General features: G+C 44.0%; 15 protein-coding genes. 12 read left to right on the top strand and 3 right to left on the bottom strand.

Translation table 11 applies throughout. The features are described 5' to 3' along the window. Nucleotides 1-7 precede the first annotated feature (7 nt). The 10 genes from ABDV94_RS14745 (at nucleotide 8) to clpX (ending at nucleotide 13573) form a co-directional block, all read left to right on the top strand. Nucleotides 8-1552 (top strand): SUMF1/EgtB/PvdO family nonheme iron enzyme, encoded by a 1545-nt coding sequence (locus ABDV94_RS14745; protein ID WP_343747971.1) that lies wholly within the window; start codon nucleotides 8-10, stop codon nucleotides 1550-1552. A gap of 63 nt (nucleotides 1553-1615) precedes the next feature. Continuing rightward, nucleotides 1616-2443, top strand: coding sequence for a gliding motility protein GldL (gene gldL, locus ABDV94_RS14740; protein ID WP_343747970.1), 828 nt, complete (start codon nucleotides 1616-1618; stop codon nucleotides 2441-2443). A 71-nt stretch (nucleotides 2444-2514) separates the two neighbouring features. Next, the gene (locus tag ABDV94_RS14735; protein ID WP_343747969.1) at nucleotides 2515-4251 is read left to right on the top strand and encodes a GldM family protein; all 1737 of its coding nucleotides are present in this window, start codon (nucleotides 2515-2517) and stop codon (nucleotides 4249-4251) included. Nucleotides 4252-4280: 29 nt separating this feature from the next. Beyond that, a complete protein-coding gene (gene gldN, locus ABDV94_RS14730; RefSeq protein ID WP_343747968.1) occupies nucleotides 4281-5291 on the top strand; it encodes a gliding motility protein GldN in 1011 nt (336 codons plus the stop codon). A 121-nt stretch (nucleotides 5292-5412) separates the two neighbouring features. Further along, a complete protein-coding gene (gene gldN, locus ABDV94_RS14725; protein WP_343747967.1) occupies nucleotides 5413-6411 on the top strand; it encodes a gliding motility protein GldN in 999 nt (332 codons plus the stop codon). A 209-nt stretch (nucleotides 6412-6620) separates the two neighbouring features. Next, nucleotides 6621-8357: a hypothetical protein gene (locus ABDV94_RS14720; RefSeq protein WP_343747966.1), complete on the top strand. Its 1737-nt coding sequence runs from the start codon at nucleotides 6621-6623 to the stop codon at nucleotides 8355-8357. Between the two features lie 261 nt (nucleotides 8358-8618). Then, on the top strand, nucleotides 8619-10544 hold the full coding sequence (locus tag ABDV94_RS14715) for an ABC-F family ATP-binding cassette domain-containing protein (RefSeq protein ID WP_343747965.1): 1926 nt from the start codon (nucleotides 8619-8621) through the stop codon (nucleotides 10542-10544). Then, complete coding sequence (locus tag ABDV94_RS14710; RefSeq protein ID WP_343747964.1) at nucleotides 10541-11338, top strand: DUF2797 domain-containing protein; 798 nt, start codon at nucleotides 10541-10543, stop codon at nucleotides 11336-11338. The genes ABDV94_RS14715 and ABDV94_RS14710 overlap by 4 nt, the downstream gene beginning before the upstream one ends. A 271-nt stretch (nucleotides 11339-11609) precedes the next feature. Then, nucleotides 11610-12278: an ATP-dependent Clp endopeptidase proteolytic subunit ClpP gene (gene clpP, locus ABDV94_RS14705; RefSeq protein WP_343747963.1), complete on the top strand. Its 669-nt coding sequence runs from the start codon at nucleotides 11610-11612 to the stop codon at nucleotides 12276-12278. A 74-nt stretch (nucleotides 12279-12352) separates the two neighbouring features. Further along, nucleotides 12353-13573, top strand: a complete 1221-nt coding sequence (clpX, locus tag ABDV94_RS14700; RefSeq protein WP_343747962.1) for an ATP-dependent Clp protease ATP-binding subunit ClpX — start codon at nucleotides 12353-12355, stop codon at nucleotides 13571-13573. A gap of 159 nt (nucleotides 13574-13732) precedes the next feature. On the opposite strand, the gene trmB is transcribed toward clpX, so the two are convergent. Further along, nucleotides 13733-14413 carry a tRNA (guanosine(46)-N7)-methyltransferase TrmB gene (gene trmB / locus ABDV94_RS14695; RefSeq protein ID WP_343747961.1) on the bottom strand — a complete coding sequence of 227 codons (681 nt, stop codon included), beginning with the start codon at nucleotides 14411-14413 and terminating at the stop codon, nucleotides 13733-13735. Nucleotides 14414-14526: 113 nt separating this feature from the next. Here trmB and ABDV94_RS14690 point away from each other — a divergent pair, with 113 nt between their 5' ends. Together ABDV94_RS14690 and ABDV94_RS14685 are read left to right on the top strand one after the other, a co-directional pair. Beyond that, nucleotides 14527-16515: a KUP/HAK/KT family potassium transporter gene (locus ABDV94_RS14690; RefSeq protein WP_343747960.1), complete on the top strand. Its 1989-nt coding sequence runs from the start codon at nucleotides 14527-14529 to the stop codon at nucleotides 16513-16515. Beyond that, a complete protein-coding gene (locus ABDV94_RS14685; protein ID WP_343747959.1) occupies nucleotides 16516-17415 on the top strand; it encodes a glycosyltransferase in 900 nt (299 codons plus the stop codon). A 194-nt stretch (nucleotides 17416-17609) separates the two neighbouring features. Here the strand turns inward: ABDV94_RS14685 and ABDV94_RS14680 are convergent, their stop codons facing one another. Next, entirely contained in the window at nucleotides 17610-18695 is a 1086-nt protein-coding gene (locus tag ABDV94_RS14680) for an ATP-binding protein (protein WP_343747958.1), read from the bottom strand. Beyond that, nucleotides 18692-19381: a response regulator transcription factor gene (locus ABDV94_RS14675; protein ID WP_343747957.1), complete on the bottom strand. Its 690-nt coding sequence runs from the start codon at nucleotides 19379-19381 to the stop codon at nucleotides 18692-18694. The genes ABDV94_RS14680 and ABDV94_RS14675 overlap by 4 nt, the downstream gene beginning before the upstream one ends. Between the last annotated feature and the right edge of the window lie 169 nt (nucleotides 19382-19550).

Below are 19550 nucleotides of genomic sequence, written 5' to 3'. Positions count from 1 at the left end.
AACTAGAATGAAAAAACTGTTGTTTATCGGTTTAATTGGGGCTTTGATAGCCTCGTGTAGCACGCGTAGCGGACACCTTACCGGTGCCTTGGGGCGTAAAGTCTACCAGCCCGAGATCCCTCTTGGGATGGTTTATGTTCCGTCGGGATCTTACATCATGGGAGAAAATGACCAGGATGTACCTTTCCTGCACCAGACGCGTGCAAAAACGGTTTCTGTCCAGGCATTTTACATTGACCAGACTGAAATCACGAATAACGAGTACCGCCAGTTCGTAGAATGGGTTCGTGACTCGATGGCTCGTGAACGTATTTATACAGGTCTGGAAGATGATGAGGATGCGTCCCGTTACATCAACTACACGGATATGTACTTCGACGAAGGTGCATTGGAGATGGTTGAATTCGAACCTTCGGATCGTGACGTGAACAGAGCGCAGTTTTCATTGAACTGGGATCGCCGTTTTTCGTATGACGACCCGGAATTGATGCCTTTGCTTGCTGATATGTACTATCCGCAGCCGGAGCGTTTCTATAAGCGCCGTGAATTTGATACACGTAAGTTGAACTTCAAATACTATTGGATCGACTTGAGAGAAGCTGCGAAAAGAGGGCGTATCGATATCGTACACAATGGTGTGGATAAAGAAGGAAACGAAATCAGTCCGGAGCACCGTGATTTGAATACACCTCAGCATCCGTTTACGGAAGAGCCTCAAGGTTTGGACAAAGACATGGGGTACTTCAACAAAAAAGGACAAAACAACGCGATCCGCGGACACGAAAACCGCCAGCGTTTTGTCATCGACGAAGAAATCAACGTGTATCCGGATACCTTGGTATGGGTACGTGACTTTACGTACGCTTTCCACGATCCGATGACAAACATGTACTTCTGGCATCCGGCATACGACAATTACCCTGTAATCGGTATTACCTGGGTTCAGGCAAAAGCATTCTCTGTATGGAGAACACAATTGCTGAACAACTGGCTTCAGGCAATGGGAGATTTGTTCGTGAACGATTTCCGTTTGCCTACAGAAGCAGAATGGGAGAGAGCTGCACGTGGTGACTTGAATAACTCACCATACCCTTGGGGAGGTCCTTACATTCGTAACCAAAGCGGATGTTTCCTTGGAAACTTTAAGCCGATGAGAGGTCGTTACTTCGAGGACGGTGGTTTCCACACAGTAAAAGCTTACTCTTACAACCCGAACGGTTGGGGTCTGTACTGTATGGCAGGAAACGTTTCCGAGTGGTGTGAAACAGCATACGACGAGTCTATGTATGAGTTCTCTCATGACTTGAACACTGAATACCGATACGACGCAATGGACTGGGATCCACCGGCAATGAAACGTAAAGTAATTCGCGGAGGTTCCTGGAAAGACGTAGGTTATTATTTGCAAACTTCAACTCGTACATACGAGTATCAAGATACGGCTAAATCGTACATTGGATTCCGAAACGTGGCAACACACTTAGGACGTGGTGGACGTGACTTCTCCAAAGAAGGTGGCGAGGAAATTCGTAGCGATATCCAACTTCGCTAGGAATAAACAACAAACAATTACAAAACAATAAAATTTGGTTAAACCTAAAAAACAAAGAAAACTATGAAACCAGGAAGTAAAGGATGGAAGAAGTTTATGGCGAAACTATACGGTTTCGGTGCGGCAGTCGTAATCGTTGGAGCCTTATTTAAAATCATGCACTGGCCGGGTTCTGGTCCAATGTTGATTGTTGGATTGGGTACTGAGGCTATCATCTTCATTTTCTCGGCGTTCGAACCGATTCATGAGGATCCGAATTGGGAACTTGTTTACCCGGAATTGGCTTTTGCTCACAGTGATGATTTAGATCACGATGCATTGCCAGTAGCAGGATCAGGAAGAGGAGGAAGAAATTCTGGAGGTTCCGGAATTACAGAACACCTGGATAAAATGCTGGAAGAAGCGAAAATTGACGGACAATTACTAGAGCGTTTAGGCGATGGAATGCGTCAATTAGGAGAAAATGCAGCACAATTAAAAGGAGTAACATCTGCAGCAGCGGCAACTGACTCTTATGTTTCTTCTTTACAAGCAGCATCTGATAAAGTATCTTCTTTATCTGAGGCTTACGAAAGAGCGTCTGTTTCTATCTCTGGAATGACATCTAACACGCAGGAAGGTGAATCATTCGGTGAGCAAATGCAAAAAGTTTCTAAGAACCTGGCTGCATTGAACAACGTATACGAATTGCAATTGAAAGGTTCATCAGCACACCTGGAAGCAACTGAGAAGTTCCAGGGTCAGGTAACTGAAATGATGAAGAACTTGTCTGATTCAGCTGAAGATACAAAACGTTACAAAGAAAATATGGCAATGTTGTCTAAAAACCTGACTGATTTGAATGCAGTTTACGGCAACATGTTGAAAGCTATGACAATTTCTAGAGATTAATTTCGATTGATCGATAGTTACTTTATTAAAATTGAATATTACTAACGAGTAAACAATAAAATTAAGAAGTCATGGCAGGTGGAAAAGAAACCCCAAGACAGAAGATGATCGGGATGATGTACCTGGTATTGACAGCGCTCCTCGCGTTGAACGTATCTACACAGATCCTGGATGCTTTTGTCGCAATTGAAGAAAATATCCAAAAAGCCAATGTTGCTCAAATGGAACGTGGTGATGGATTTAAATCGGCAGTAGACGAAGAATTGAGTACTACGCCAAAGAATGCTGAGAATGATGCGAAGCGCCAAAAGCTTCAGAAGATTTTGAAGCAAATGGATGACGTGAATAACTTATCAGATAAAATGCTGAAAAGTATTGACAAAATCAAGCTGGACATCTTGACAAAAGCTGGTGAAGCAGTGAAAGAGTACAAGAAAGACAGCGAAGAGCACATCCTGTGGGAAAAAGAAGGTTTTTGTAAACCGATTCGTATGCACCTTGCTGCTGTACAAGCGAAAGATCAGTACGATATCCCAATGCACACGATTATCGGTGAAGACATCAAAACACCAACTGGTTCAGGAAAGCAGTTGTGGGCTGATTTCAACCAGTACCGTATAGACATGGTAAAAACAGTTGGTACATACAACGACGGAGGGAACAACTTCGGAATTACTCCAACTGCAATCAACACGTTTAAAACAAATGCTGATTTGGTTAAGTCTGTTCAGCAGATGATCAAACAAAGTAAGGCAAATCACCGTGATGATGATCAGGTATTGCAGGATATCTACATCGGGTTGACAAAACCTGAGAGAATGAAAGTTCACGATGTGGACGGAGTTCATTGGATTGGTGCAACATTTGACCACTCACCATTGGTAGCTGCTTTGGCATCTTTGTCTTCTATGCAGCAGGATGTATTGTCAGCAAGAGCTTTGGCTTTGGCTCACTTGAAATCAAAAGTTTCAACTGGAGAGTACTCATTCAACAAGATTGTTGGTTTGGCTTACGGACCATCTATCGCGAATACGGGTGACGAAGTTGAGTTGAAAGTGATGATGGCTGCATTTGACTCTGACAACCAGCCGGAAGTAACCGGTCCTGGAGCAATCACAGTTGAAGGTGGACAAGGTACTTTGAAAACAAAAGTTTCCGGTGGTGCTGAAATGGTACTAAACGGAACGGTTTCTATCAAAAACAAATCAGGTGTGAAGAAAACAGAAAACTGGACACACACGATTAAGATCATGAAACCACAAGGTACGGTATCTCTTCCTGAGTTGAACGTATTGTACAAAGGTTACAACAACATCGTTGAGGGAGTTGCTTCTGGTTACGATCAGACAATTTTGAACGGTAACGGAGTAACATTGTCTAAATCCGGAACTCAGTATATCGGTCGTGTGAGTGGAGCAGGAAGAACTGCTACGATCTCTATCTCCGGTAAAAACTCTGTAACGAATAAAACAGTTTCTTTAGGAACATTTACATTCCGTGTAATGAACCTTCCTCCTCCATCCTTGTTCTTCGGAGCTACTGAAGATGGTGGTAAAGCTTCTAAAGCAGAAACACGTTTGTTCGCACGTTATTCTGATAGCCCGTTGAAAGCAGAATTCTCTGTTCAAACATGGGAGTTGAACGTTGCTGGTGCGCCACGTCCTGCTAAAGGAACTGGAAACGTACTGAACGCAGACGGTATCAGTTTATTGAAACAAGCAAAACCAGGATCTTCTATCAGCTTCATGACGCAAGTGAAAGGGCCGGATGGAATCCTACGTAAGAAAAGTGGTGTATTTACCATTTAATGAGTAAAACAAATAATAGAGTGTCAATCATGAAACGTTTAGTTCTATTAAGTACCTTGTTAGCCGGAACATTTGTAACAAATGCTCAGGAAATCAATGGTGGACCGGTGAATGTTCCTCAGGCGGATGTTATTGACGGGGTGTATATGACAGAACATATCCCTACGAAAAAGATGATCCCGTATGAGTTTGTACGTGAAGCTGATGTAGTCTGGAGTCATCGTGTTTGGCGTATGATTGATATGCGTGAGAAAATGAATCACCCGATTTATTTACCGTTTGATTACCACACGCCATCCGGACAGTATGTAAGAAATACAAGCCGTTGGTCTTTGTGGACAATCCTGCGCCACCATATCATCAATGGAGACTTGAAAGTATTCTCGCCTTACAACCCTTATCAGTTTGATATGTTGGATGGTGACCAGTTCAAGTACCCGATTGTACCGTCAGCTGGAGGAAATTATTATACAGACTCCATTTTCCGGGACAAAGTATTCTATTATTTGGGAAAATTAGGTCCTCAGAGTGACGTTCCTTTGACAAACGAATTCGGAGATCCAATTGAAATTACGCTTCCTGACGGAACAATTACCTTCAAATATCCGCCAGCGGATACCATGTGGGTTGACTCCGAGCAGATTGTTCAATACCGCTTGAAAGAAGACTGGTTCTTCGACAAAGAAAGATCTGTATTGGATGTGCGTATTTTGGGAATTGCTCCGGTTGTTTACAAAGAGGAAACTTCTCCGACAGGAGGAAAGACAATTACCGGAATGGAAGAGAAATTTTGGTTGTACTTCCCACATTGCCGTTACATCTTGGCGAATTACTTCGTGTATAACGAAAAGAACGACGCGCAATGGCAAAGTTTTGATGACTTGTTCTGGCAACGTCGCTTCACAAGTACCATCTACCGCGAAAGTAACGTGTTCGATCGTGAGATTGACAGCTACAAAACAGGTGTGGATGCCTTGATGGAATCTGAAAAAATTACCGAGGAGATCAGAAACTTCGAACACGATGTTTGGAACTTCTAATTGAATCAAAAAATATGAGAATCCCGGTTTCGCTTAGCGAGACCGGGATTTTTGTTTGTAACTAACTCGATAACAACTGTAACCAAGTCGCGCGTTTTACGCTATGGGATAAACCCAAACCATGAGACTTTTATCCTTTATCTTGTTTACAGGCAGTATACATGCCGTACTGGCTCAATGCGAGTCAACTGATTTTTTATCTTCATCACCCATCCTGGATCACCCCTATCTGAAGGAAAACATCCTGACCAAAAAAACGGTTCCGTATGAGTACGTCCGGGAAGCGGATGTGGTGTGGAGTAAACGCGTTTGGCGCGAGATTGATTTGAGAGAAAAGATCAATCATCCGCTGTATTATCCGTTTGATTTCCATACTCCATCGGGGCAATACGTCCGGAATGCCAATTGTTGGTCTTTGTGGACAATCATGCGGCATCATATCATGAACGGTGAATTGAAGATTTTTTCACCCTACAATCCATACCAGTTTACCATCATGGACGGTGACCAGTTCAAATACCCGATCGCACCATCATCGGGAGGGAATTATTGTAACGATTCTATTTTTCGCGACAAGGTTTTCTATTACCTGGGGAAATTAGGGCCGGAACCAGATAAACCTTATTCGACTATTTATGGAGATGATTCGGTAGCGGTCATCAATGGCATTCCGCAATTTGTTTATCCTCCACGCGACACGTCCTGGATCGATTCGGAGCATATCGTGAAGTATTTGTTGAAGGAGGATTGGTTTTTCGACAAGGAAAGATCGGTGATGGATGTCCGGATTATGGGAATTGCACCGGTGGTGTACAGAGAAGAAATCGGGCCGGACGGAAAAAAGATGATTTCCGGGACGGAAACGAAGTTTTGGATCTATTTCCCACATTTTCGTTATCTGCTGACGAATTATTATGTGTACAACGACAAGAACGATGCACAGTGGATGAGCTTTGATGATTTGTTTTGGAAGCGCAGATTCTCGAGTACTGTTTACAAAGAAAGTAATGTGTTTGACCGTTCGATTGACAGTTACAGAACGGGGGTGGATGCCTTGCTGGAATCTGCGGATATCATTGAAGAGATCCGGACGTTTGAACAGGATGTATGGAATTTTTAAACGTAAATTGAAACGTTTGGAGGCCCGGAGTTGTTCCGGGCTTTTTTGTTTGGAGTAGAGATAAATCAGAGCCAGTTATTCAGAGCGTTCCTGAAATTTACCCGGGTACAGGTTCGTAATATTGCGAATTCGCGAATTTGGATTGAAACCGACCTGTTACTTATCAAAAGAACCGCATTCGGTAAGTATAACCTTAAAACATATAAATCATGGCAGGCGGAAAAGAAACTCCAAGACAGAAGATGATCGGTATGATGTACCTGGTACTGACAGCACTTCTGGCATTGAATGTGTCAAAAACAATTCTCGATGCATTTGTAGCAATTGAGGAAAACACTCAAAAATCAAATATCACGCAGGTCGACAGGGGGAATGAATTGGTTTCTGACGTTTCCGGAGAGATAGCAATCACCAAAGGTGAGGAGAACAAGGAAAAACTCCGAAAGCTCAAAGATGTACTTTCGCGGATGAAACAGGTGGATGCTTTTTCAGCAAAACTGATCCGGGAGATTGATGATCTGAAGCTGGAAATCCTCCATGAATCCGGAGAAAACACAGAAGTGTACAAACCGAACGACCAGAAGACTATTTTATGGCAGAAAGGTGTGGGGTGCACACCGATTCGTATGAATCTGATGGCAGTGGACGCAAAGGACGAGTACGACATCCCGATGTATATCCTGGTTGGGGACGATATCAAACGACCAACCGGAAAGGGAAAGAAACTCTGGGAAGATTACAACGATTTCCGTGGAAAATTGGTGCAGTTACTGGGAACTTACCGGGAAGGCGGGAAATCCTATTCCATTACTCCCAAAGCAATCAACGATTTCAAAGACCATGCTGACCTGAGGAGAAAAGTGGAGCAGATGCTGCAAACGTCTAAAATCAATCAAAAAGGAGATAAAGATATTTTGTCAACGATTTATATGAACCTGACCAAGCCGGAACGCGTGAATCAAAACGATATGGAAGGCGTACATTGGATCGGGCAAACGTTTGATCATTCTCCATTGGTGGCGGCTCTGGCTTCGCTTTCTTCCTTGCAGCAAGACGTTTTATCAGCCCGTGCTTTGGCATTGTCTCACCTGAAAAATAAAGTTACGGTCGGGGAATTTTCCTTCAACAGTATTGTTGGGTTGGCTTATGGCCCTGCGGTGGCAAACAGCGGAGACGATATTGAAGTGAATGTCATGATGGCAGCGTTTGATTCGGATAATCAACCAACGGTAACCTACAACGGAAATTCGTTTCTCGGTACGGAAGGGAAAGGACTCATTAGGGTAAAAGCGGGTTCAGGAAGCGAAATGACTTTGAATGGAACCGTTTCGATCAAAAATAAATCCGGGGCGATGAAAACGGAAAACTGGTCGCACACCGTCAAAATCATGCGCCCGCAGGGAACGGTGTCACTTCCGCAGTTGAATGTATTGTACAAAGGCTACAACAACATAGTGGAAGGAGTAGCTTCCGGTTATGATCAAACGGTTTTGGACGGAAATGGTGTCACGCTGATCAAATCGGGTAATCGGCACATTGCCAAGGTTTCGGGGAGTGCAAAAACGGTAACGATCGATGTTTTTGGAGTCAATTCCGTATCAAAGAAGCGAGTGAAGCTGGGGTCTTTCCCCTTCCGTGTGATGCGTTTGCCGGATCCGGACTTCTTTTTCGGAGCGGTGGAAAGCGGTGGGAAAGTTCCTCCGGGAGAAACCCGTTTGTTTGCCCGATACAAGAATAGTCCGCTGGATGCGACATTCAGAATCCTGACCTGGGAATTGAGTACCAATGCTGCGCCACGACCGGAAAGAGGAACGGGGAATCAGATTTCGCCGGATGCCGTTAAATTGCTCCGGCAATGCAGACCGGGAACGATCGTTTCTTTCAGGTTGGAATACAAAGGCCCGGATGAAATTCTTCAAAAGAAACTGGTGTCATTTGTGATTTAAATCGGTGAAACGAGCCGGGTTGAAAACAATCCGGCCCGTTTAGGTGTATAGATGGTGGTCGATTCAAAGAAGGGTGGATTTTCGGAACCCCTTGCTGTGACTGAGCAAATAGATGGATGTCTATTCGTCTTTTTGGAGTGTGGGAATGCAAAATTTCCGACCAAGAACCCAAACCTGCTCCCAAATCTTAATTTCCCCGAATTCATCATAAAACAAGCGCTTTGTTTACCTTTGCACATGCTTGTTTTGGAAAAGTTGGGAGTGCATTTCCCCCAAGGTTATTTGTTTGAAGATTGTTCGGCCCAGGTGAACCAGGGAGACCGAATTGGTTTGGTTGGTAAGAACGGAGCTGGAAAATCCACCCTGTTGAAGCTCATTGCACAAAAGGAAAAGCCGACAGATGGTCAGATTCATCGCCAAAAAGGGTTGGAGATTGGATTCCTGACCCAGGATATCGTGATTGACACGAAACAAACCGTATTTGATTACCTGTTTTATTCCAATGAGCAGCTAAACGACCTGAGAAAGAAAATCGACGAGATCAATAAACAACTCACGACGAGGGAAGACTATGATTCCGAATCTTACCTGGAATTACTCAATGACCTGAATGCGGTAAACGAATTGTTCAGTATTCACGAAGGATTTCAGTGGGAAGAGAAAATTGCATCGGTTTTGGACGGTTTGGGCTTTCAGAAAGACGACTTTTCAAAATCGCTGGAATCCTTTTCGGGAGGATGGAAGATGCGTGCTGAATTGGCTAAAATCCTGGTGAATCGTCCGAATTTGTTGCTGTTGGATGAGCCGACCAACCACCTCGACATTGTTTCGATCCAATGGTTGGAAAACTACCTTTCCAAGTTCGACGGAGCCGTTATCGTTATTTCCCACGACCGCTTGTTCCTGGATAATGTGACCAACAGAACCTGGGAAATTTCCATCGGGAAAATCCTGGACTTTCCATATGCTTATTCCAAATACAAGGAATTGCGGGCGGAAGAACTGGAGCGTTTAACCGAAGCGAAAAAACAGCAGGATAAAGACATCAAGCAGACCCAGGAATTGATTGATAAATTCCGGGCTAAAAAAAATAAAGCGGCATTTGCGCAGTCGTTGATCAAGAAACTGGATCGCACGGAACGCATCGAGATTGAAAGCGACGCCGTGGCACGGATGAATATTTTCTTCCCCCTGAATGTTCAGCCCGGAAAATGGGTATTGGAAATGGAACACCTGGGGAAAAGCTATGGAAGCAGAACCTTGTTTAAAGATATTTCCATTACGGTCGGACGGGGAGAAAAAATTGCGCTTTTGGGACCGAATGGGGTCGGAAAGTCTACCTTGTTCAAATGTTTGACCAAAGAAATTGATTTTGAAGGAAAAGTAGCATTCGGACACAACGTCAAAATCACCTACTTTGCGCAGGATCAGGCCGAGCGACTGGATAAAAACCTGTCGGTATACGATACTGTTGACCAGGTGGCTTCCGGAGATGTACGGAAAGACCTGCGTTCCATTTTAGGGGCATTTTTGTTCTCGGGAGAAGATATCGACAAGAAAGTAGGGGTATTATCCGGCGGAGAACGAACACGTTTGGCTTTGTGCCAGTTGCTGTTGAGTCCGTCGAATGTGTTGATTCTCGATGAGCCGACGAACCACCTGGATATCCAGAGCAAGCAGGTATTGAAAAGAGCGTTGCAGCAATACGAAGGAACGTTCCTGATTGTATCGCACGACCGGGAATTCCTGGATGGATTGACCAACCGGATTTGGGATATCGAAAACCAAACCCTGAAAATTCACCATTTCGGAGTGTACGATTACCTGCAGCGGAAATTAAAAACCGATGCTGTTCCTGCAAATTCCGGAAAATCAGAAGCTAAAGCAGCGCCTGTTGTGACCGAAGAAGCAGCGTCAAAAGCACTGTCCAACGAAGAACGGAAAGAGCTGAAACGCAAAAAGAATCAGCTTCAGAATAAAGTAAAACAGAACGAAGAACGTGTTCAGGAGCTGGAGAAAGAAGTGAAAGACCTTGAAGAGCAGTTGTCAACGATGGATTTCACCGATTCCAGTAAAACAGCGCCGGTGCTGAAAGCCTTTGAAGAAGCCAAATCCAAACTGGATTATTATTCGGAATTGTGGCTCGAAGCAACAGAAGAACTCGAAAACTTACAGGAGAACGTATGAAAGGATTATTAGATAAAATGCGGGTTTCATTTGATAATCCGGTTCAATATCAGTTGGTCTTAGACCGCGAAGCATTGGTTTCGATGAATGAACTCATCGGGAGGGAAATTCAATTGAGCTGGTCTGGACGAATCATCTGTTCAAACTGTGGAAAACTGACCAAAACATCGTTCGGACAAGGATTTTGTTTCAACTGTTTCCAAACAGCTCCGCAGGCTGCGCCGTGTATCATCAACCCGGAGTTGTGCCGCGCGCATTTGGGAGAAGGAAGAAACATCGAATGGGAAGAAAAACACCACAACCAGCCTCATATCGTGTACCTCGCTGCTTCAGATTCTGTAAAAGTGGGGGTAACGCGTGCCGAACAAAAAATCACGCGTTGGATCGATCAGGGGGCGTCACAGGCAATTGTACTGGCGGAAACGGCTAACCGGTATGAAGCTGGATTGATCGAAGTAGCGCTGAAATCCGTCATGACCGATAAAACCAACTGGCAGCGCATGCTGAAAAATGAAATCCGGGAAGACCTGGATCTGATCGAAGAAAAGGGACAGGCAGAAGACATTCTTCCGTTTGACCTGCGCGATTTTGTGAGTATGGATGATTCTGTTACCGAACTGATTTACCCGGTAGCGAAATATCCGCTGAAAGTGAAAAGCGTGGGATTTGACAAAGTTCCGGTAGTCAGTGGAAAACTGGCCGGGATCAAAGGACAATACCTCATTTTCGACGATGAACGGGTGATCAATCTGCGGAAGCATACCAGCTACGAAATTGAGTTTACGCACGAGTAAGTATGAGATGTTTATCATGATCCCTTTGTGACCTTTGCATCTTTGCGTTTAGTTCAAAGATGAACTGCAAACTACACGAAGGTTATATGTGATTTGGTACCGTGAAAAAAACAGTTGAATTTCAAGGGAAACAACCAATCGCAAAGTTCTTGCGTGAAGGATAAGTTTTGAACGTTTGGATGTTGTAATTATTCTCGTTAATTTCTGTCAAAAAAAGAAGCAATTCTTCTGAATCCTATTAATTTTAATTCTTGTAAAAAATCTATCAATCATGTTCGATAAAAACGAATTTAATAAGTACGCAACGAAGCATATGGGAATCTCCAGTATGCACCTGGAAAGCTACGTCGAATCTTCATTAACTCCATATATTATTGAAGAACGTCATCTAAATATGACACAAATGGACGTGTTCTCACGTCTGATGATGGACCGCATCATTTTCCTGGGAACAGGAATCAATGACCAGGTTGCAAACATCATCAATGCACAGCTGTTGTTTTTGGAATCAGTAGACGCGAAAAAAGACATCCAGATTTACCTGAACTCTCCGGGAGGATCCGTTTATGCAGGTTTGGGAATTTATGACACGATGCAGTACATCAAGCCGGACGTTGCAACCATTTGTACCGGGATGGCAGCTTCTATGGGAGCAGTGTTGATGTGTGCAGGAGCAGAAGGAAAACGTTCTGCCTTGAAACACGCACGTGTAATGATCCACCAACCGCTTGGAGGAGCACAGGGACAAGCATCCGATATCGAAATCACAGCTCGTGAAATTCAGAAATTGAAGAAAGAGTTGTACGATATCATCGCAACGCATTCGAAACAAACATACGAAAAAGTATGGGCAGATTCAGACCGTGATTACTGGATGACGGCTGCTGAAGCGAAAGAATACGGAATGGTCGACGAGGTATTGCTTCGCAATCCAAAATAGTCTACCTTTGCACAATAATATCTAAGTCATCTTGGCTCAGCCGAGATGACTTTTTTGTCGATAAACACTAGAATATGTCAAAAAAAGAAACTTCTTGCTCATTTTGTGGAAGACCACGGAGCCAGGTTGGTTTACTGATTGCGGGATTGTCCGGTCATATTTGCGACCATTGCATCACGCAGGCAAAAGCAATTATTGAAGAAGATCAATCCACAAAAGTTTCCTCTGAAGTAGCTCCGGTGAACGTATTGAAGCCGGCAGATATCAAAGAACGCCTGGATGAATATGTCATCGGGCAGGACGATGCGAAAAAAACACTGTCTGTTGCAGTATACAATCACTACAAACGTTTACACCAAAACAAGATCGAAGATGTCGAGATTGAAAAATCCAACGTGATCCTGGTGGGGCGTACCGGAACAGGGAAAACCTTACTGGCGAAAACCATCGCTAAAATGCTCAATGTTCCTTTCTGTATTGCCGATGCAACGGTATTAACGGAAGCGGGATATGTAGGAGAAGACGTGGAAAGCATTCTTTCCCGTTTACTGCAGGCCGCAGATTACAACGTACAGGCTGCACAGCACGGAATCGTTTTCATTGATGAAATTGATAAAATCGCACGCAAAAGCGATAATCCTTCCATCACACGGGATGTTTCCGGTGAAGGAGTACAGCAGGCTTTGCTGAAATTGCTCGAAGGTTCAACAGTGAATGTACCGCCTCAGGGAGGAAGAAAACACCCGGAGCAGAAAATGATCTCCATTGATACGAAAAACATCCTCTTTGTTTGTGGAGGAGCATTTGACGGAATCGAACGTATCATTGCAAACCGCGTGAACCGCAAAACGATCGGGTTCTCCTCAGACGAACTGGAAAAAGTAGACGAAGATCACTTGTTGAAATACATCACCCCTTCCGACGTGAAATCATACGGATTGATCCCGGAATTGATCGGACGTTTCCCGGTATTGACCTACCTGGAGCCGTTGGATGCAAAGAGCCTGAAAAGAATCATTACAGAGCCTAAAAACGCAATTATCAAGCAATACATGCGATTATTTGAAATCGACGGTATCCGCCTGAAATTTGATTCGGATGTACTTGATTTTATCGTAGAAAAGGCAATCGAATTCAAACTGGGAGCACGTGGATTGCGTTCCATTTGTGAAGCGATCCTGATGGACGCGATGTATGAACTTCCTTCGAAAGATGAAAAAGAATTCAGAGTAGACCTGGAATATGCCAAAGCACAATTCTCAAAAAGCAAAGTGGCGCGTTTGAAAGTCGCTTAGACGAATTGAAAATTGAGAATGTAAAAATTGAAAAGTTTTTGATCCCTCTTTGATGATTCGAAGAGGGATTTTTATTTCCTCCCTTGAGGGAGGATTAAGGAGGGTGGGAAAAGGTTGTTGATACCGCCACCCCTCTTTATCTCCCCTCAAGGGGAGAGTTTATGAGATACGGAACGAACAATACTTAATCACCGATCCTTTGGCAGTGAACAGCTGTTCGTAATGCGTTTTGATGTGCAGGATTTCGCGAATGGTCGGATCAAGGTCTTCCGGGATGGAATGATACAAATCCCAGGTTAATTCAACCACCTGGTAACTGTGTTCGTGAATCTGTTCTTCCGTTGATTCAAACAACACATCCGAATCCGTTTTCATGTGAATGAGTCCGCCGGGTTTCAGAATACGTCTGTAACGCGCAATGAATTGTTCCGAGGTCAACCGTTTTCGCGGTTTTACGGGTTGCGGATCAGAGAAAGTCAACCAGATCTCATCCACTTCGCCGGCTTCGAAATACGAATCAATGAAATCAATCTTGGTGCGCAGAAAAGCAACGTTATCCAGACCTTCGTCCAGCGCTTCTTTTGCGCCCACAAACATGCGCGAACCTTTGATATCGACCCCGATGAAATTCCGATCCGGGTAGTGTTTTGCAAGCCCCACAGTATATTCCCCCTTTCCGCAACCCAGTTCCAGGACAATCGGATTTTCATTTTTAAAGTAATCGGTATGCCATTTTCCTTTTAGCGGAAATGCTTCCTGCGGGTTCGGTTCCAGCGTGGGCTCAAACACATTGTCCCACAATTTCATTTCAGCAAAACGTCTTAGTTTATTCTTTCCCATAAATCGCTGCAAAAGTAACGATTCCGTTCCAAACTATTTTGTTGAATTTTTTCAAATCGCAGCAACAAGTAAGCCCGGCAATCCGTACATTTACACTTTAATTTATACGTGTTATGTCAAAGAGTCATCATCACGCGCTCTCTTTCGCGGGATTGATTATTACGGTCGGAATTATTTTCGGAGATATCGGGACCTCACCACTTTATGTGCTAAAAGCAATCACCAATGCAGCGCCTTTGCGGGATGCCAGCGGTCATTTGATCGAACGTGGGAAACTCATTACGGATCAGCTCATTTTAGGCGCACTATCCTGTATCTTTTGGACACTGACTTTACAAACGACGATCAAATATGTCATCATCACGTTACGTGCAGACAACAAGGGAGAAGGTGGAATTTTCTCGCTCTATACCTTGGTACGCAGGCAGAAAAAATGGTTGGTTATTCCGGCAATGATTGGAGGTGCAGCTTTGCTGGCCGACGGGATCATTACGCCACCGATTTCGGTTTCCTCGGCCATTGAAGGTCTTTCGTACATTCCGTCGATGAAACACATTCCGATTACCCCGATTGTAGTTGGCATCATCATTCTTATTTTTGTTATTCAGCAATTCGGTACCAAGTTTATCGGACGATTCTTCGGGCCGGTGATGACCATCTGGTTTTTGATGCTGGGAGTCATTGGTCTTTCCTGGTTCATCAAGGATCCGACGGTGATTAAGGCATTGAATCCGTACTATGCATACGATTTATTAGTGAACTATCCGAAAGGATTCTGGTTATTGGGAGCAGTGTTCTTATGTACAACAGGAGCAGAAGCGCTTTACTCGGATTTGGGACACTGTGGAAGAGAAAACATCCGTGTGAGCTGGATTTTCGTGAAAGCGATGCTGATTTTGAACTATTTTGGTCAGGGAGCATACTTACTGGGCAAGCACTCCAATCAATATATTTTCGAAGAGAATCCATTCTATATGATTGTACCGGAATGGTTTAAATTGCCGGCAATTATTATTGCAACAGCCGCCGCCATTGTAGCATCCCAGGCTTTGATTTCCGGTTCGTTTACGTTGATCAACGAGGCAATCCGCCTGAATCTCTGGCCGCGTGTGAAAGTGAACTTCCCATCAGATATTAAAGGACAGTTGTATATTCCATCGGTGAACTGGTTTTTGATGTTCGGTTGTTTGGGTGTTGTCTGGGTCTTTAAAAAGTCTGAAAACATGGAAGCCGCCTACGGATTATCCATCGTATTGGCGATGATCAGTACGTCACTCCTGTTGATTTTTTACATGGCTAAGAAACACTGGAATCCGGTGTTCCGTTATATCATGATCGCCATTTTCTTCATCATTGAAGGAGGTTTTGCTGTTGCACAGGTTGAAAAATTCCCGGAAGGAGGTTACATTACCCTGATGATTGCGACGTTGCTGATTGCGATTATGTACATTATTTACAAGAGTAAAATTATTCGAAACAGCATCATTGATTTTGTGAAGATCAAAAGCTACCTGCCGATCCTTCAAAAATTGTCTGTCGATGATCAAATCCCGACCTATGCAACGCACCTGGTTTACCTGACAAGTGCGGAGCGTATTGACGAGGTAGAATCAAAAGTGTTTTATTCGATCCTGGAACAACAACCGAAAAGAGCAGAGCGCTATTGGTTTGTACACGTAGAAACATCGGATGAGCCTTATACCAAAGAGTATAAAGTGACGAAACACGATGAAAACGACCTGATCCGCATTGACTTCAAACTGGGCTTCCGGATTCAACCGAAACTGGACACCATGTTCAAACAAGTTGTGGAAGAATTGGTTCAAAACAACGAGATCGAAATCCGTTCGCGCTATGCATGTGAGTACCATCACAGCGACCACATCGGAGACTTCAAATTCATTGTAATCCGCAAGTTCCTGTCGAACGACAACGAACTGCGCTGGTTCAATAAAGTCATTATGAATGCATACTTCTTCATCAAAGGAAGAGCGTTGTCAGAAAAAAACGAATTTGGTTTGGATCCGAGTTCGTTTGTCGAAGAAACGTTCCCGTATGTATTATCGAAAGCCGCTCCAATTAACCTGAAAAGAAGAGAGTAAATGATGACCCCGGCTGAATTGTCGCAGGAGCGCATCCTGTTTACCTGCCTCGATTGGGGGAGTGGACATACGGCCAGGTCTGTTGCTTTACTGAAACAGTTGCAAGAACAGGGAAACGAACTGTTCATTTGGTGTACAGGCGCTCAGAAAGCAGTTTTCGAGTGCTACGGAATCCGTGCTGCTTACCTGGAGAATGAAGGATTTCAATTTCGCTTCAAAGGTGACGGCAATTTCACTTCGGAAATGCGTCGAAATGCACTGGGATTTTTGCGCCGGATTAAAAACGAGCGTGTTTATGCAGAGCAGTTGGTAACAGAACACCACATTTCAGTGGTTTTATCGGATCATTGTTACGGATTTCGTTCGGAACAAGTACCATCTGTATTCATCACGCACCAGGTTTCTCTTCCGTTCAAAGCCGGCTGGCTGGCGCAAAGCATCCACCGCAGATGGATGAAACGGTTTGATCAGGTTTGGATCATGGATGATGCGGAGAAGCGCCTGGCAGGAAAGCTGAGTGATGCAATTGAAAAATCGACTTACATTGGGTTTTATTCACGTTTTAACGGACAGGAGATTTCAGTTGTCCCGGGAAAAGTGGTTGGAATTGTGAGCGGGCCGGAACCGTATGCGGAGCAATTATTCCAGTGGATTTTGGAGCAGTACGGAACGGAGAACCTGGTTTTAGTTACGTCCAAAGTCTATTCGGAAGTACCGGAGAAGGTCACGATTATCACCGACTGGAAACAGGCAGATGCGGAAATTGCTTCTGCAGAAATGCTTATTTCCCGAAATGGATATTCAACCCTGATGGATCTGGAATTCCTGCAAAAGAAAGCGGTATTGATCCCGACGCCCGGTCAGTTGGAACAAGAATACCTTTTTCAATTGAGAATGTAAAATTGAGAAAGAGTCAAGACGTTCTGACAGAAGAGCCCAGACAATTGATAGGCTACAACGCTTTTTTCTACTCCTGGTTCCGGAAGTCTTGCCTCTCTAATTAAGTTGTTCTTCAGGTGTTGATTGGAAAATTTCCTGTAATTGATTAATAATTTTCAATTTTCAATTTTCAATTTTCAATTTTCAATTTTCAATTATTTAATCGTAATTCCTCGCGAAGTCACCAGGGTAGAAGACGTTCCTTCGAACTTATCCAGTGAAAACGTGAACGTACTTCCCACACCGATGGTACTGCGAACGGAAATTGTTTGGTTATGTGAATCCAGGATGTGTTTCACGATCGATAACCCGAGTCCTGATCCGCCTTCATTGCGGTTACGGCTTTTTTCCACGCGGTAGAAACGCTCAAATAAGCGCGGTAATTCATGCGGTTCGATTCCCGGGCCGTTGTCCGAAATTTCTACGGAGACCAAATCATCGACCTCAAAAAAGCGGATTTGTGTTTCCCCGTTTTCGTTTCCGTAAGAAATGGAGTTACTGATGAGATTGGTCAGTACCTGCGCAATTTTTCCCCGGTCTGCCAGAACCATGATTTCCTTGTGGTATTCTTTCGCAAAACGCAGTTTGATGTGTTTTTCCTGGGCTCTGAGTTCCAAACTGTCCATCACCTCCCGGGCAAGTTCTTTCAGGTCGAACGGGCGTAAATCCATCTTCAGGTCGTTCACCTCCAGTTTGGTGAGTTCGTCCAAATCGTTCAGGATATTGGTCATGCGGTCGATCACCTTGGAAGCTCTTTCGAGGAACATCCGGTTGACTTTTTCATCCTCCAAACCACCTTCCAGCAAAGTCAAAACGTAGCCTTGAATGGAGAAGACCGGAGTTTTCAATTCGTGTGCCAGGTTCCCGATGAATTCCCGGCGGAACTTGTCCTGTTCCTGGAGTTGTGCAATTTCCGAATTGCGCTGCTCAGACCATTTTTTTGAATCCGTCTCGGCATTCCCGATCACATCTTTCGACATGTTGATATAGAGCTTTTCATGCGGTGCCAGTTTTCCTTTGCGGATAGAACGGTAAAGAATCCGCAGCCGGTTGTAGATAAACTCTCTGAAAAGGTAATAAAATGTCGTAAACGTTGACAGCGAACCGAAAAGAACGATGGCAACAAACGGTCCTGCCTGGATCGGTGAGATAAGATGAATCACCAAAAGAATAACGATCAGAGAAGCTGCTACGATAGCGCTTCCGAGCAGAACAATGGTAAACGGATTTAATTTTTTCACTTTTCAGAAAATGTATAACCAACACCTTTAATGGTACGAATATACGATTCTCCTAGTTTTTCTCTTAGTTTTCTGATATGAACGTCAATGGTGCGTTCTCCGACGATGGTTTCATCCCCCCAAACGGTCGTTAGAATCTGCTCCCGGGTGAATACTTTTCCAGGTCTGGAAGCAAGCAGTTCGATCAGTTCGAATTCTTTTTTAGGAAGTTGAATTTCCTCATCATTCATAAACACCAGGAACTTTTCGCGGTTCACAGTGATGGAAGAAGTTTTGATTTCTGCTTCCGCTCCGTGAATACGTCCGGCTCTTCTCAACAATGCTTCTACTTTGGAAACCAGTAAACGCGGCCGGATCGGTTTGGTGATGTAATCATCTGCTCCTGCCTCAAAACCTGCTACCTGCGAATAATCTTCCGCACGAGAAGTTAAGAAGGCAATCAGGGGAGAATTTAATTGGAGATCCTGGCGGATTGTCTGGCATGCTTCAATCCCGTCCATTCGCGGCATCATCACATCCATCAGGATGAGATCGGGTGAAACTTTCTGTGCCATCTCAACTCCTTCGAGCCCGTCATTCGCAACAAATACTTTGTATCCTTCCCGCTCAAGATTATACTGTAGAAATTCCAGGATATCTTTTTCGTCATCCACCAAAAGTATGGTTTGTCCTTTGCTTACTTGCATTACGTTTGCTCTTAAAGTTTGAACAAAATTATCCTTGTAAGTTTCCTTAATAATTACTGATGTGTTACGAAATAATTAATTAATAAGGGATAGATTATTTTAATATTAAGTATTTAGCTTTTAACATGCCTCTTCAAATTCTAACAAGCCCTTTGAATCTTCACTGCCT

Source organism: Fluviicola sp. (assembly GCF_039596355.1).
In the GTDB taxonomy this organism is placed as follows: domain Bacteria; phylum Bacteroidota; class Bacteroidia; order Flavobacteriales_D; family Crocinitomicaceae; genus Fluviicola.
Note: the sequence above shows the minus strand (reverse complement) of the source record. Positions and strands in the feature narration are given on the sequence as shown.